At 40.8% G+C, this 14,140-nt stretch carries 10 protein-coding genes; 7 read left to right on the forward strand and 3 right to left on the reverse strand.

Translation table 11 applies throughout. The features are described from left to right. The first annotated feature begins 435 nt into the window (after positions 1–435). From D0S24_RS05125 to D0S24_RS05155, 7 genes are all read left to right on the forward strand, one after another. Positions 436–1,149, forward strand: a complete 714-nt coding sequence (locus tag D0S24_RS05125; RefSeq protein ID WP_117018789.1) for a FadR/GntR family transcriptional regulator — start codon at positions 436–438, stop codon at positions 1,147–1,149. After that, positions 1,146–2,066, forward strand: a complete 921-nt coding sequence (locus D0S24_RS05130) for a dihydrodipicolinate synthase family protein (RefSeq protein WP_117018790.1) — start codon at positions 1,146–1,148, stop codon at positions 2,064–2,066. Before D0S24_RS05125 ends, D0S24_RS05130 begins: the two co-directional genes overlap by 4 nt. A gap of 108 nt (positions 2,067–2,174) precedes the next feature. Next, positions 2,175–5,441, forward strand: coding sequence for a TonB-dependent receptor (locus D0S24_RS05135; protein WP_117018791.1), 3,267 nt, complete (start codon positions 2,175–2,177; stop codon positions 5,439–5,441). Positions 5,442–5,466: 25 nt separating this feature from the next. After that, positions 5,467–6,915, forward strand: a complete 1,449-nt coding sequence (locus D0S24_RS05140) for a RagB/SusD family nutrient uptake outer membrane protein (protein WP_181938031.1) — start codon at positions 5,467–5,469, stop codon at positions 6,913–6,915. A 70-nt stretch (positions 6,916–6,985) separates the two neighbouring features. Next, complete coding sequence (locus D0S24_RS05145) at positions 6,986–8,179, forward strand: sialidase family protein (RefSeq protein WP_117018793.1); 1,194 nt, start codon at positions 6,986–6,988, stop codon at positions 8,177–8,179. Positions 8,180–8,448: 269 nt separating this feature from the next. Then, positions 8,449–10,113, forward strand: a complete 1,665-nt coding sequence (locus D0S24_RS05150; protein ID WP_220377729.1) for a sialidase family protein — start codon at positions 8,449–8,451, stop codon at positions 10,111–10,113. 10 nt (positions 10,114–10,123) lie between these two features. Continuing rightward, positions 10,124–12,784 (forward strand): sodium:solute symporter family transporter, encoded by a 2,661-nt coding sequence (locus D0S24_RS05155; protein ID WP_181938032.1) that lies wholly within the window; start codon positions 10,124–10,126, stop codon positions 12,782–12,784. A gap of 97 nt (positions 12,785–12,881) precedes the next feature. On the opposite strand, the gene D0S24_RS05160 is transcribed toward D0S24_RS05155, so the two are convergent. The 3 genes from D0S24_RS05160 to D0S24_RS05170 are packed head-to-tail and all read right to left on the reverse strand — an operon-like array spanning position 12,882 to position 14,080. Next, on the reverse strand, positions 12,882–13,100 hold the full coding sequence (locus tag D0S24_RS05160) for a hypothetical protein (protein WP_117018795.1): 219 nt from the start codon (positions 13,098–13,100) through the stop codon (positions 12,882–12,884). A 14-nt stretch (positions 13,101–13,114) separates the two neighbouring features. After that, positions 13,115–13,537 (reverse strand): hypothetical protein, encoded by a 423-nt coding sequence (locus D0S24_RS05165; protein WP_117018796.1) that lies wholly within the window; start codon positions 13,535–13,537, stop codon positions 13,115–13,117. 18 nt (positions 13,538–13,555) lie between these two features. Further along, positions 13,556–14,080 carry an RNA polymerase sigma factor gene (locus D0S24_RS05170; protein ID WP_117018797.1) on the reverse strand — a complete coding sequence of 175 codons (525 nt, stop codon included), beginning with the start codon at positions 14,078–14,080 and terminating at the stop codon, positions 13,556–13,558. Positions 14,081–14,140: the final 60 nt, after the last annotated feature.

Here is a 14,140-nt window from a genome sequence, read left to right on the forward strand (position 1 = left end):
ATTAAATCAGATCTGCTTTTCAATGTATATTGTCGGATAGCACCGTAACATCCAAGTTATGGGTTTCCCAATCGTAAAAGGCCCATTGGCATATCGCTTAAGATATTTCTATGATCTTAATGTTTCTGTCCCCTCCGTACCAGTCGTGTGGTTTTGGACACCCCTATCTTAAAACCTTCAACTGTTAATTGTTAATTGATCCATGAACTTTCTCCCTGCCAACTGTCACTGCCCACTGAAAACTATCCAACCTCAATACTCCATACTATGTACTCAATTCTTAGCCGAACTTTGAACCTTGAGCTTTCAACATTAAACATAGAACCGATTTAAATGTAAATGGATTCAGAACAATTCAGTTTTGATCCTAAAAATTTTGCCCATAAAATTATTTTGTTATATTTGTAGGACAAAAGGGATTAATAGGATTTAAAAATGAAATCGAAATTAATAGTAACCACGCTTACCGATCAAGTAGAGGCCAACATCATTGAGTACATAAAGGAGAATAAACTTGTTCCGGGAGATCCCCTGCCCAATGAAAAAGAATTTGTTGAAATGTTCAGCGTAGGGCGCAATGTGGTGAGGGAGGCCATGAGCCGTTTAAGAATGTTGGGCATCCTGGAATCTCGTACAAAAAGAGGGATAATTGTAAAAGAACCGCCATTGTTGAATGGTTTTAAGAAGGTTTTGGACCCCCAACTTTTAAGTATCCCCACAATAAAGGAATTAATGGGTATGAGGATTGCCATGGAAGTGGGGATAGCGGAGTTTGTATTTACCAATGTCACCCACAAGGATATTGAAGAACTGGAACAGATCATTTCAAGACAACAGGCAATTGGTATAAACAACCTATCCATTGAGGATGAAATGCAATTTCACAAGAAGATTTATGAGGTGGCCGGTAATAATTTCATACTAAATTTCTACGAATTGATGCAACCCGTTTTTTTATTCGCCAAACATAATTATGAGAGTTATTTTGAGCCGATCAACAAGAAGTTGCAAGAAAGTGGGGAGCTTGTGACCCATACGGATTTATTGCAGGCCATTAAGGATAACGACAAAAATTTATATCAGGAAAAAATCAGAAGACACCTAAGACCGTATTGGGAGTTCTTATATAATTATAACAAGAGAAAATGACAATAAGCAAAACAAAAGGATTGATTGCCGCGCCATTTACCGGAATGGGTGTAAACGGCAGTATTAACGTAAAAAATGTGTCTTCCTATGCGGACCATTTGAAAAAAATGGGGGTGAAGGGCGTTTTTGTTGCCGGAACCACAGGAGAAGGAATGTTGATGACGGACTCTGAAAGGTTAGAGGTAATCGAGGCCTGGGCTTCCCAAAAATCGGATGATTTTAGGATTATTGCCCATGCAGGGAGTACCAGTATTGCCAGTGCCACATTATTGGCATCGGAATCCGCGAGATTGGGAGCCGAAGCCATAGCTATAATGGGACCTCCGTTCTTACCCCCAAAAAGTGTGGCCGACTTGGTCGGGTTTAGTAAGGAAGTGGCAATGGCAGCACCTGAATTACCCTTTTATTATTACCACATTCCAGTACTATCCGGGGTCGACTTTCCAATGTCCCAATATCTGGAGGAAGCAAAGGGTAAAATTCCAAATCTGGCCGGTATCAAATTCACCGACAACAACTTTATGGAAATGTCCAAGTGCATAACCATGGACGATGGAAAATGGGATATCCTTCATGGATATGATGAATTGCTGTTGGCAGGATTATCGTTCGGTGCCGTAGGAGCAGTAGGAAGTACCTATAATTTCATGGCGCCTTTGTATTATGGGATCATGGAGGATTTTAATAATGGCCATATGGAAAAAGCTAGGGAAAAACAGCAAAAATCCATCGATCTGATCAATATTCTTATCAAATATAAAGGGGCCCTGGTATCGGGTAAGGCCTTAATGGGTTTGATAGGCATAGATTGTGGTCCATGTAGAAAACCGCTACAGACCCTTTCCAATATTGAAATAAAAGCATTTGAAAACGAACTAAGGAATTGTGGTTTTTTTGAGATGATCGATTCTTACTAAAAACTTTTGAATAAACATTGACCGATTAGACTAAAAAGCCCCGCGTGGCAGCGCAGGGCAAATAATTAACCCAAAATGAGTATGAATTAATTCAAACACTTCAAAATTATGAAAAAAATAACTGAATTCTCTTTAAAAGGGAATATTGTTTCTATGCTTAGAAAAACAATATTTTCCTGCTTTCCCTTGATTTTCTTTATTATTTCTGTACAGAATGCCAAATCACAAGACCTGATCAATGTAAAGGGAACCGTTACCGATAGCCAAAATGTACCGCTTCCAGGGGTAAGTATTGTAGAAAAGGGCACTACCAATGGCGTTACTACGGATTTTGATGGAAATTACGCTATAAATGTACCCGCCAATGCTATCTTGGTTTACACCTATATCGGCATGGCTTCCCAAGAACTTACATTGAACGGACGAGTAAACGTTGATGTTAGTCTATCGGAATCTACCGAAAATCTGGATGAAGTGGTAGTGGTCGGCTTTGGTACCCAATCCAGGTCATTAATGTCCAGTTCGGTGTCCAAAATCAAGCAAACCGAAATACAAAATAGTCCGGCTGTCAATCCAGTTCAGCTACTGCAGGGTAAGGTGGCAGGATTGAGCGTAAATGTGGATTCGGGCCAACCGGGTTCCGGTGCTGCAGTATATATTAGGGGCGGTACCCAAACTGACCCCCGCGCAGTGGCGAACGAGCCATTATATATTATTGACGGTGTCTTCAGGGAAGACCTTAATGGTGTTAGTCCCAGTGATATTAAATCTATTGAAGTACTTAAAGATGCCGCTTCTACTGCCATATATGGAGCGCGTGCCGCCAATGGTGTTATTTTGGTGACCACGGTTTCTGGTAAGGAATCGGGAAAGGGACAGATCAATATCCGCTATTCCACTGGGATAGATCAACAGGCCAAAGATTATGACTGGAGTAGTGTGGAGGATTATCTTAGGGTGTCTAGAATTGCCGCCCAAAAAGGTATAAATCTTAACAGTCCGGGGGCACGATTAACAAATGCAAATTTTGGCTATTCGGTTCAAGAATTGTCTAGTAGTGGGGAATTTGGATTTGAGCGTATAGCACTGACTTATTTGGATGAATTGACATCTTTGGAAGGACAAGCCTATGTAGATAGCCTGCTCAAGAACGGGTACAGAACCATGATGGACCCAGTTACGGGAAGGGAATTAATATTTATTGATAACAAGCTAAATAAAATAAGGGTCCGGTCGGCAATTACACATGACATCAATGTTGGAATGTCCGGTTCTTCAGAAATGGGCAATTATAATATCAGTGCAGGCTATTTAAATCAGGAGGGGGTAATGGTCGGAACTGCGGCCACTAGATTTAATACCTTAATGAACGGTACTTTCAATGTAAACGACAATCTAAGGGTAAACGGGCAATTTACGTATCAATTCAATGATATAGATCAGCCAAGAAATACGAACAATACCATCAATAGATCATCACGATTACCCCATACGTATAGGATTTGGAACGATGATGGTACCCCGGCCTTAGGAGAAAGCACCAGTTCGCCCAGAAATATATTCCATGAACTCTATTATCAGGATGACGAACGGAAGCAGTTTAGGACCAGTAGTAAAATTGGACTTGATTGGAATATTATAAAGGGGCTTTCCTTTTCTCCAAGCGCTTCTGTATATAGACTTGAAAGCAATGGCAACTTGTTTGAAAGGGCTTCCAGGGAGATAACGAACAGGGCAATGTCGAGATTTAATGAGACCCAAAACCAGGTGATGTTGGATGGATTGTTGAAGTATACGAACACTTTTAAAGAAAAGCATAACGTTGATGTCCTGCTAGGAACCCAATATGTTAAAAATCATTACGAAGATTTCAGTGGAAGTGGAAGTAACGCACCAACCGATCTTATATCCACATTAAATGCCTCGGAGACGGAAAGGGAAAGGGTAACTTCAGATATATCCACCAATAAGTTGATGAGTTTCTTTGGAAAGTTGGACTATAATTTTGACAGGAAATACCTTTTAGGTTTTAGTATAAGACGTGATGGTTCTTCCAGGTTTTCCCAGAATAATAGATTTGGTATTTTTCCGGCAGTATCCGCGGGATGGAATTTGCATCAGGAAAATTTCTGGAAATCCGATCTAATCAGTAAAGTTAAATTTAGGGGAAGTTGGGGAAAAGCCGGTAATGATAACTTATCACTTACCGATACCCAGGGAGGATTTGGATCTACCTCGTACGCCCTGGGCAGTGCCGTCCGTATATCAAATCTTCCGAATTTTAATTTGAAGTGGGAAACAACCACCCAAACCAATATAGGGTTGGACTTAGGAATAGCCAACGACCGGTTCAATATTTTATTGGACTACTATGATAAGGTAACCTCGGACAGATTGCTAAATATGCCACTTCCCGCCCAAACAGGGTTTAGTAGCATCAGAAGTAATTTTGGATCATTGACCAATCGTGGGGTGGAAGTGGAGCTTAATGGAACCATTATCGCCAAGGAAAATTTTTCATGGAATGTGGCCGCAAACCTGGCCTATAACAAAAGTGAAGTAACTAAACTACCAGAAAACGAATTTGATAAAAATAGAAGTGGAGGGTTTCTAGTTTGGGATGAAGAAGGTAATGAAATAATGGTTGGCGGTCTCGCAGAAGGAGAAAGGCCCAACGGAATTTGGGTTTATGATATGATAGGAGTTTATGCAACAGATGCTGAGGCTGCCAATGCCCCGGATGATCAGATAATGTCCGGATTTTATAGATCGCAATATGGTGGTGCCAAAAAAGGAGGGGATGCCATTTGGAGAGACGTAAACGGAGACAATATAATTGATAATAGAGATCGGGTTTTCATGGGGTATAGGGATCCAAACCTAAGAGGGGGTATGGTGAACACTCTTAATTATAAAGGTTTCTCATTTAGGTTGGTAACAGATTGGGCAATGGGGCATACCATTGACAATAATTATAGGGCCAGATCAAATGGAAATGCCAGAAATAATGTTGTTATAACTAACGATGTTCTTGGTAGTGCAGTATGGAAGGAGCAAGGAGATATAGCAACGATTCCAAGGTATGATAATGCTTCGGATTTTGATAATGGTCCACAAAACCATGTTAGACCATCATCTTTATATCATAAAAAAGGAGATTATTTTTCCTTTAGGGAAGTATCCTTAAGCTATCAATTTCCTCGGGACTTGAGCAGTAAATTGGGAATGAGTAGTACAAGGTTGGGAATGGAATTTTACAATTTGGGATATATCACCAAATATGATGGATTAACACCCGAACAATTTGATGGAACTGATGAGGGTATTTATCCAAGACCGTTTCAAATAAGACTTAGGTTAACCGCTTCTTTTTAAGTAAAACAATAATTTAATTATGATTATGAAAAATATATATAGAATATTTATGTTTCCAATCATCTTTGGGCTCTTCATTTGTCTTACGGGATGTGAGGATGCTTTGGATACGGAAGTACCTTCCGATATAGTTTTTGGAAATTTTCCGGCCAATGGAGATGAAGCTCAAGCGCTTTTAAATGGAATCTATAGGGATTTAAAGGACGATTATAACAGCACTCTGTATCATGAAGATAGAGGGGATGGTTTTGATGTAGGGATCATCGGCACCGTTTCAGATGCCTGGAGTCATAATATAAATGCTACTAACGGAACCTCTTGGACTGCGTTTTATGGGGCCATGAACAATATTAATTTTTTATTGTCCGTAGTAGATGATCTTTCTTTTTCCAATGAACAAACTAAGAACCAAATGAAGGCCGAAGCCTTGTTTTTAAGAGCTACCTATTATTTTTACATGGCAAGGATATGGGGAGATGTTCCTTTGATTACAGAGCCCATTTTGTCTCCGGATGCCGAAGTGATTGCAAGAACACCGGTTGCCCAAGTTTTTACTCAAATAAATGAAGATATTTCAAATGCCATATCATTATTTCCAAGGGACGGATTTGCCGATAAAAATTTTGCATCCAAACCCGCCGCCTATGCTTTACAGGCAGATGTAAAAATGTGGACAGGAAAAGTGTTGGGTGGTGGTGTTCCTGATTTTGATGCGGCCTTGGCCGCCATTCAAAAAATAGAAGATCAAGGTGCTTCACTAATGGATTCTTTTAATGATGTCTTTGACACCAAAAAAAATGATGAAATAATTTTCGCTATTTTTAATGACAGGGACGAAGTCAATAATCATTACGCCAGTACACTATCGGTTAGGGATGTTAATTATGATCCCGTAGCAAGTCCGGATATCCCTGGAAGTAGTGCCAATGTTAGGCACAATTATTCCCCTAGCGAAAACATAAGGAATCTATTTACAACTAATACGGACGTAAGGAAAGACAGAACTTTTCTGCCGTTTTATCTGGAAGTTGAAGGGCCAATAATTTCCTATTCACAGACCAGGTATTATGGCGAGGTCATTGATGGGATCCGTCTATTTACCAATGATTTTATTATATATAGATGGGCCGATATGTTACTGTTACGTGCCGAGGCCTATGCAGCCAAAAACGATTTGGAAAATGCGGTTATAGCATTAGATTTGGTACGAAACAGGGCCAATAACGATGATTACACCGGTTTAATGAACCAAAATTCCATAAATCTGGAAATATTGGCCGAAAGGGGCAGGGAACTGTTTTTGGAACCGAAAAGATGGTGGGACCTAAGAAGGTTCCATGCAGATGGCACTATTGATATCTATGATTTTGTGCCCAATTTACAAGGACTGACAACTCCATTATATTGGTCCGTGAGCCAATCCGTTATGGCCCAAAATACATTAATAGAACAAACAGAGGGATATGATCAATAACCCGTCAGTGTGCGTTAGGTGGGATACTAGATACAGTTGGTAGTTACCATATAATTTTAAATGAAATAATATGAAAAATGCATTATTATTTACTTGGGTCGCTTGCACCTTTCTGGCCACCACAACTATGTTTTCCCAAGTATTTGGAAAACTGGGACACGATTTGCCCATAATCGATTTAGATGGGGAAAACCAATTACAGGTTGTAGTGGACAGGGAACAGGGACAATATCTTGGGCACCCGACCACTGTCCTATTGAAGGACGGGAAAACCATCATCTGCGTATATCCCAAGGGCCATGGGAAAGGTGGGATTGTTATGAAGAAATCAACAGATGGGGGGAAAACCTGGTCGCAACGTTTAAAGACTCCTGAGAGCTGGGCCACTAGCAAGGAAGTCCCCACTATCTATCCTACTACCGATGCTAAGGGAAAAGATAGACTGATCCTATTTAGTGGGGCCCAACACCGTTTTGATGAAGCCATACGAATGTCGGTATCAGAGGATAATGGTGAGACCTGGAGCGAGTTGAAGGCCATTGGCGATTACAAAGGAATCGTAGCTATGGCAGATTGCATTCCCTTAAAAGATGCCGGACATTATTTGGCCACTTTCCATACACAAGGTCCTGAAAATACCATGATCTTATATCAGGTAGAAAGTTGGGATGGCGGGCTTACCTGGGGAGAACCAAAAGAAATGTATAGGGCTTCCAGCCACCATCTTTGTGAGGCAGGCTTGATCTATAGCCCTGATAAAAGTGAAATTGCCATGTTATTACGTGAGAACGCCAGAAATTATAATAGTCAGATAATGTTCAGTTCCGATGAAGGAAAAACTTGGAGCAAACCCAAACCGATGCCAGGATCGCTCAATGGTGATAGGCATCAGGGAATATATATGCCCGATGGAAGATTGTTGATACAATTTAGGGATAATACACCTAGAAATAGGCCTGGAAACGAGATGAGTCCCACCGAAGGGGACTGGGTTGGATGGGTAGGCAGCTGGAATGATCTAAAAAATGGACATGAAGGCCAGTTTCGAATACGCTTTAAAGACAATACAAAAGGCTGGGATTCCACCTATCCGGCAGCGGAACTATTAGCTGATGGTACTTTGGTCTGCACTACATACGGGCATTGGAACAAGGAAGAACAGCCTTATATCCTGTCCTTTAGATTCAAAACGGATCTGTTGAACCATAAATTGAATGGGCAAAGGAAAAACTCATTGGCCAAAATTCAAAATATCATGAAATAGACCAATTATTGTAACCGGCATTTGGAGCGGTTGTTGTTAAATGGTAATGATACCAAGTGAATTGTTAAAATTTTCAACACAGTACCGTAAATTATATCTTGCCGTTAAACAGGTCATTTTGGGAGGTAGACCTGGGTATAAAAAATTGAGTTGAGTTAGATTAGTTTGTTTAATTGAAGCAGGGGGGAACCGCTGCTTCAATTCTATGTGACTGAAATTGCCAAAGGACTTCCCAAACTAAAAATAATCCTAATTAAACAATGATATTGATGAAACAAAAAAATACAACTTCGGTATTGAAAATGATGTTACTGTTGCTATTTGTAATCCCATGGGGTTGTAAGGACAAAGTGGAGATTAGCGAAAGACTTACAGCCATAACCTTTAACTACCCAGTACTAAAAGGTAAAGTAGACAATCCCATTTTAAGGATACAATTGAATGATGGGAAGGAAGGAGAAATAGTGAATGCCATTCAAGTATCCACTGAAAACACAAAACAGGAAAACCTTAAGAATATTCGGGTCTATTATACCGAGAATGATTCTGTATTCAGTAATAAGAGGTTATTCGGCCTGGCGGAAAAACCAAAAAAGACCTCGCTAATCAATGGAAATCAAAGCTTAAAACCAGGAACCAACTATTTCTGGGTCTCCTATGAACTGGCAGATAGTGTTGACCTGACCAACAAGGTACATGCAAATATTGATTATGTTAACCTCGGGGAACAAAAACTTGGAGTATCAAATAATGCGGAAACTAAGGCTTTACGCCTTGGAGTAGCAGTAAGGCAACACCAGGACGACAATGTACATACCTACCGAATTCCAGGTCTGACCACTACCAAAGAAGGTACCTTATTGGCGGTTTATGATGTACGTAGGGAATCCGGAAGGGACTTACAGGGACATATGGATATTGGAGTTAGTAGATCCACAGATGGAGGTAATTCCTGGGAACCAATGCGCATAGCTTTGGATATGGGCCAATGGGGCGGATTGCCAGAAAAATTCAATGGGGTTAGTGATGCAAACATTCTGGTGGACGAACAAACGGGCACCATATTCGTTGCAGGATTATGGATGCACGGTGTAATCAATGCGGAAGGCGTTTGGCAGGAAAACTTGGGCGAGGAGAGCAAGGAATGGAACCATCAGTGGAGAACCAAAGGTTCCCAACCGGGTTTTGGCGTTAAACAGACCAGTCAATTTCTGATTACCAAAAGCACGGATGATGGCAGGACCTGGAGTGAACCCATCAATTTGACCAAGATGTGCAAAGACCCAAAATGGTGGTTATGGGCACCTGCGCCAGGACATGGAATAACCCTGAAAGACGGTACTTTGGTAATCCCGACCCAAGGTAGGGATGAAAACGGATTGCCGTTTTCCAACATAACCTATAGTAAGGATGGAGGGGAAACATGGACTACAAGTAATCCCGCATCCCATAATACTACCGAATGTATGGCCGTTGAACTCTCCGATGGGGCAATTATGCTGAACATCAGGGACAATCGGAATGGCGAGAACAAATCGGAAACCAATGGCCGCGCCATTATGGTAACAAATGATCTGGGGAATACTTGGACAGAACATCCCACCTCCCATGGTGCACTTATTGAGCCTAGGTGCATGGCCAGCATTCATCGGCATGATTATACGGATAGTACAGGGACTTCAAAAAGTATTTTGCTGTTTTCCAACCCTAATTCCAAGTACAAGAGAATCAAACAGACCATCAAAGTCAGTTTGGATGATGGCAAATCCTGGCCCAAGGAATATTGGATGGAGCTGGACGAAGGAAGGGGAGCCGGATATTCCTGTATCACCTCTATTGATAATGACCATATTGGAATTCTTTATGAAGGGAGTCAGGCCCATATGACCTTTCAAAAGATCAACATCAATGAATTAATTAAAAGGCATGACTAAAAAAGTCTTTTTGGATACTAATAAATATAATACGTTTTCGAGTATATTATTAATTGTTGTACTCTGTTTAGTTTGTTTAAAGGTTAATTCACAGGATGGCTATTTAGAGTATGGCCATCTTCCAGACCTGCCCCCTAGTATAGGGCAAAATATCCAACCAGGTCTTGCAGGTCCATATACAGGGGTGGATGACGATGTATTGATTGTAGCGGGAGGTGCCAATTTTCCGGATAGATTGCCCTGGGAAGGCGGTATCAAGGCCTACTATGATGGAATTTTTATACTTAAGAAAAAAACCGACGGCACATTTCAATGGGAAATAGCTACCACTAAATTGCCTTTTGCCGCTGGGTATGGGGGAGCAATTTCTACAAATAATGGTTTGCTATGCTTTGGCGGGAACACATCGGACAAAAATATATCGGATAGCTGGTTTATAGATTACATTCCAGAAACAGGGGAAACAAAAATAAATAAAGGACCTAGATTACCAGTTCCTCTGACCAATTTTGCCTTTGCCAAAGTTGATCATGCCATTTATGTTGCGGGTGGAATTTCCAAATTTGGAGGTCCGTCCACCACCAGTTTTTATAGACTGTCCCTAGTAGGGGAGGATCCACGGGACTGGAAATGGGAATTACTGCCATCTTGGGAAGGTGGGCCAAGGGCCTTTTCGGTAGGTGTGGGCCAAAGCAACGGTTTGGAGAATTGCTTTTATCTTTTTTCAGGGAGGAATATAAGTCCTCAAGGAGATTGGACGATACTTTCCGATGCCCATGTTTTTAACCCAACTACCCATAAATGGCAGGTCATTTCAAATGGAACGGACCAAGAATTTAAGGTAATGGCCGGCACGGCCTTTCCGCTTGGTGCCAGTTCCATCATTTTTACTTCCGGATCTGATGGTGATCTGGCCGTGAAGGAAATCGGCATCAAGAAAAGATTGGAACAATTGGAAAACCAATTGTTAAATAGGGAAGATGTGGGTGAAATGTTGAATTTGGCCAAAATGGAAATGACCGATCACTTGAACAACCACCCGGGATTTGGAAATGAAATATACGGGTTCAATACCATTTCCAAAGAATTTTATAGGGTAGGGGAGACACCACAAACCGGTCAGGTAACAACCACTGCTGTTCGCTGGGGAGAGGATATTGTAGTGCCATCAGGAGAGATCAGGCCAGGGGTAAGAACGCCAGGAGTAATGAAAATCAAGATTAACAAGGATGCCAAACACCTAGGTACATTGGATGTTTTGGTCATTGCCCTATATTTTCTTATTCTGGCCTGGATGGGCTATTTTTTTTCCAAACGCCAAAAGAACACTGAGGATTATTTTAAAGGTGGTGGCCGTATCCCTTGGTGGGCAGCGGGATTAAGTATTTTTGGGACCGCTTTAAGCGCCATAACCTTTATGGCCGTGCCGGCAAAGACCTTTGCTACGGATTGGTCGTATTTTATGCTCAATATGACCATTTTTTTGGTAGCGCCGGTCATCGTGTTCTGGTTTATCCCTTTTTTTAGAAAACTCAATGTTACTACAGCATATGAATTTTTAGAGTCCCGTTTCAACCTTACCATTAGGCTGTTGGGCAGTATGTCCTTTATCTTGTTCCAAATTGGTCGTATGGGAGTAGTAATGTTCCTGCCCTCCATAGCGTTGAACGTAGTTACCGGAATAGACATTTTTATCTGTATTTCACTAATGGGAGTGGTCAGTATGATCTATACCATTTACGGTGGAATAGAAGCGGTGATCTGGACAGATGTTGTTCAGGTCATAGTACTATTGGGTGGTGCCATCCTGTCTTTATTTTTAATGATATCTTCCATTGAAGGAGGAATTTCCGGCATCTACGAAACGGCCAGGGCACATGATAAATTCAATATAATTGATCTGGATCTGTCCTTGGAGCGACCTACAGTATGGGTGATGATAATAGGGGGGATCTTTGCCAATATCACCACCTACGGCTCGGATCAGACCATGGTACAGCGTTACTTGACGACCAAAACACAAAGGGAAGCCCAAAAAAGTGTTTGGACCAATGCTGTTTTAACCATACCGGCTACATTGATATTCTTTTTTGTGGGTACCACCTTATTCGCGTTTTTTAAGAATTATCCTTTGCAGCTCAATCCCACTTTTGAAAATAATGATGCCATTTTTCCATGGTATGTAGTTTCGCAGTTGCCTACAGGTGTTTCAGGATTGTTGATAGCGGCCATATTTGCGGCGGCCATGAGCAGTTTGAGCAGTAGTATGAATTCGGCAGCGACTTCCTATGCTACCGATATTCATTTTCGATTTGGATGGAATAAGGAGACCAATGAATTGAAATTGGCGAGAATGGCTACTTTGATCATCGGAATTATCGGGACACTTTTTGCGATCATGATGGCAACCATGGATGTAAAATCCCTATGGGACGAATTTCAAAAGGTACTGGGTCTGGTGATAGGAAGTTTGGGTGGTGTTTTTTTACTGGGAATATTTACAAAAAAGGCAAATTCAAAAGGTGTTCTGATCGGTATAACTGTGAGTATCCTTATACAGGTGCTAGTAGGAATTACAGCTCCGGTTCATTTATTATTGTACTCCGCTACTGGGGTGGTTTCATGTTTTTTGGTGGGATATGCCGCTAGTTTGTTATTCAGAAAAAAATAATTGCTCCATAGATGCAGTACCCTTTAATGGTGTGTATAAAACGATTTGAAATACATGCTGATCTCCTTGGGCACCTATGGAATCAGGGACAAAGGCCCTAATCCAACAATGGTTGTATATAAAATCCTTTCTCCTGTATGATGTCGATAACCTCTTTTTCCTTTAATTCAGTCGTAGCCTCAATTCTAAGTATATTGTCTATATCCTCAAGGTCTACGGACCATTTAATAATATCGGAGTGATGGTTCAATATGGGTTTAATGGACTTCACTTTTCCCTTCGATTTTATATCTGTCTGAAATATTAGTACTACCATAATAATAAATTGTGTTATTCCAAATCTGGTTGTTTGCTGTTATCCTGCCTAGAATGGGTTTGCCTACTTAAATAGTCCTTGAAATGTTGATCTCCCTCTTCCTTCCAAAATTTATCGTAGTGCTTCCACTTTGAAAAATCGGTTCTGGATTCATTTTTACAGGTCCTATTGGAATGCTTGGACGATCTTTTCTTTCCGCCACCGCTACCGCCACATCCCCCAAGAAGTATCTTTAAAAGAATGAAGAGTCCAACTGCCTGCCAGTAAGTAATTGGGGGCAAGCCAAATATATCCGGCATTAACCAGTTCCATAACCACATTAAAACAAAACCGAACAATATGGCCAATCCTACTATGGCAATGGTCCCAAGAATTATCATACCAATAATTTTGATGGGCGATTTCTTTCTGAATTTATGGGTAAAAAAATTTGTCATGGTTTAATGATATTAAGTTTATCTATTTATTTTCTGTTCAATTTTAGTGTATAATATGCCAAGTGCCCTATGCCTTCTGGACATCAATGTACCAATGGAAATGCCGGTTTCCTTCGAAATTTCCTTGTACGTAAACCCATCAAAGTCGATCGCGATGATAATGTCCTTGTACGCAGGCTTAAGTTCACCTATACATTCTTTTAATAACAAAACTGTTTCCTCGGAGGAATAGCTATTGGCCGTTTGATGGAGCACATCTACCAGATCCAACAGATCATTATCAATAGTAACGGAAGAGCTATTTTTCTTGGTACGCATTACATCGATAATTCTGTTCCTTATAGAGGTATAGACAAAACCGGCCACATTATTTATAGGGGCGTACCTATCCGCCCCTGAAAATAATTTTAAGGCAACATCCTGGATAATATCCTCAGCGTCACGGTTGGCAGTATCACTTATTTTTGTACCCACATACCGTTTGAGAGCGTCATATTCCCGTCCGAAAAAATCTCTTAGTTTTTTACTGTTTTCCGATTCCAAATTTGGTTATGCCCTTTTAAAGGTGTCTTTATTTTATAAGACGAATAAACTTTAATTTAT

This window comes from Arenibacter sp. P308M17, assembly GCF_003426735.1.
Lineage (GTDB): Bacteria > Bacteroidota > Bacteroidia > Flavobacteriales > Flavobacteriaceae > Arenibacter.

Excerpts from the sequence above, each read along its gene's own strand:
- D0S24_RS05125 (WP_117018789.1), top strand. The coding sequence starts at position 436 with ATGAAATCGAAATTAATAGTAACCACGCTTACCGATCAAGTAGAGGCC.
- D0S24_RS05130 (WP_117018790.1), top strand. The coding sequence starts at position 1,146 with ATGACAATAAGCAAAACAAAAGGATTGATTGCCGCGCCATTTACCGGA.
- D0S24_RS05135 (WP_117018791.1), top strand. The coding sequence starts at position 2,175 with ATGAAAAAAATAACTGAATTCTCTTTAAAAGGGAATATTGTTTCTATG.
- D0S24_RS05140 (WP_181938031.1), top strand. The coding sequence starts at position 5,467 with ATGAAAAATATATATAGAATATTTATGTTTCCAATCATCTTTGGGCTC.
- D0S24_RS05145 (WP_117018793.1), top strand. The coding sequence starts at position 6,986 with ATGAAAAATGCATTATTATTTACTTGGGTCGCTTGCACCTTTCTGGCC.
- D0S24_RS05150 (WP_220377729.1), top strand. The coding sequence starts at position 8,449 with ATGAAACAAAAAAATACAACTTCGGTATTGAAAATGATGTTACTGTTG.
- D0S24_RS05160 (WP_117018795.1), bottom strand. The coding sequence starts at position 13,100 with ATGGTAGTACTAATATTTCAGACAGATATAAAATCGAAGGGAAAAGTG.
- D0S24_RS05165 (WP_117018796.1), bottom strand. The coding sequence starts at position 13,537 with ATGACAAATTTTTTTACCCATAAATTCAGAAAGAAATCGCCCATCAAA.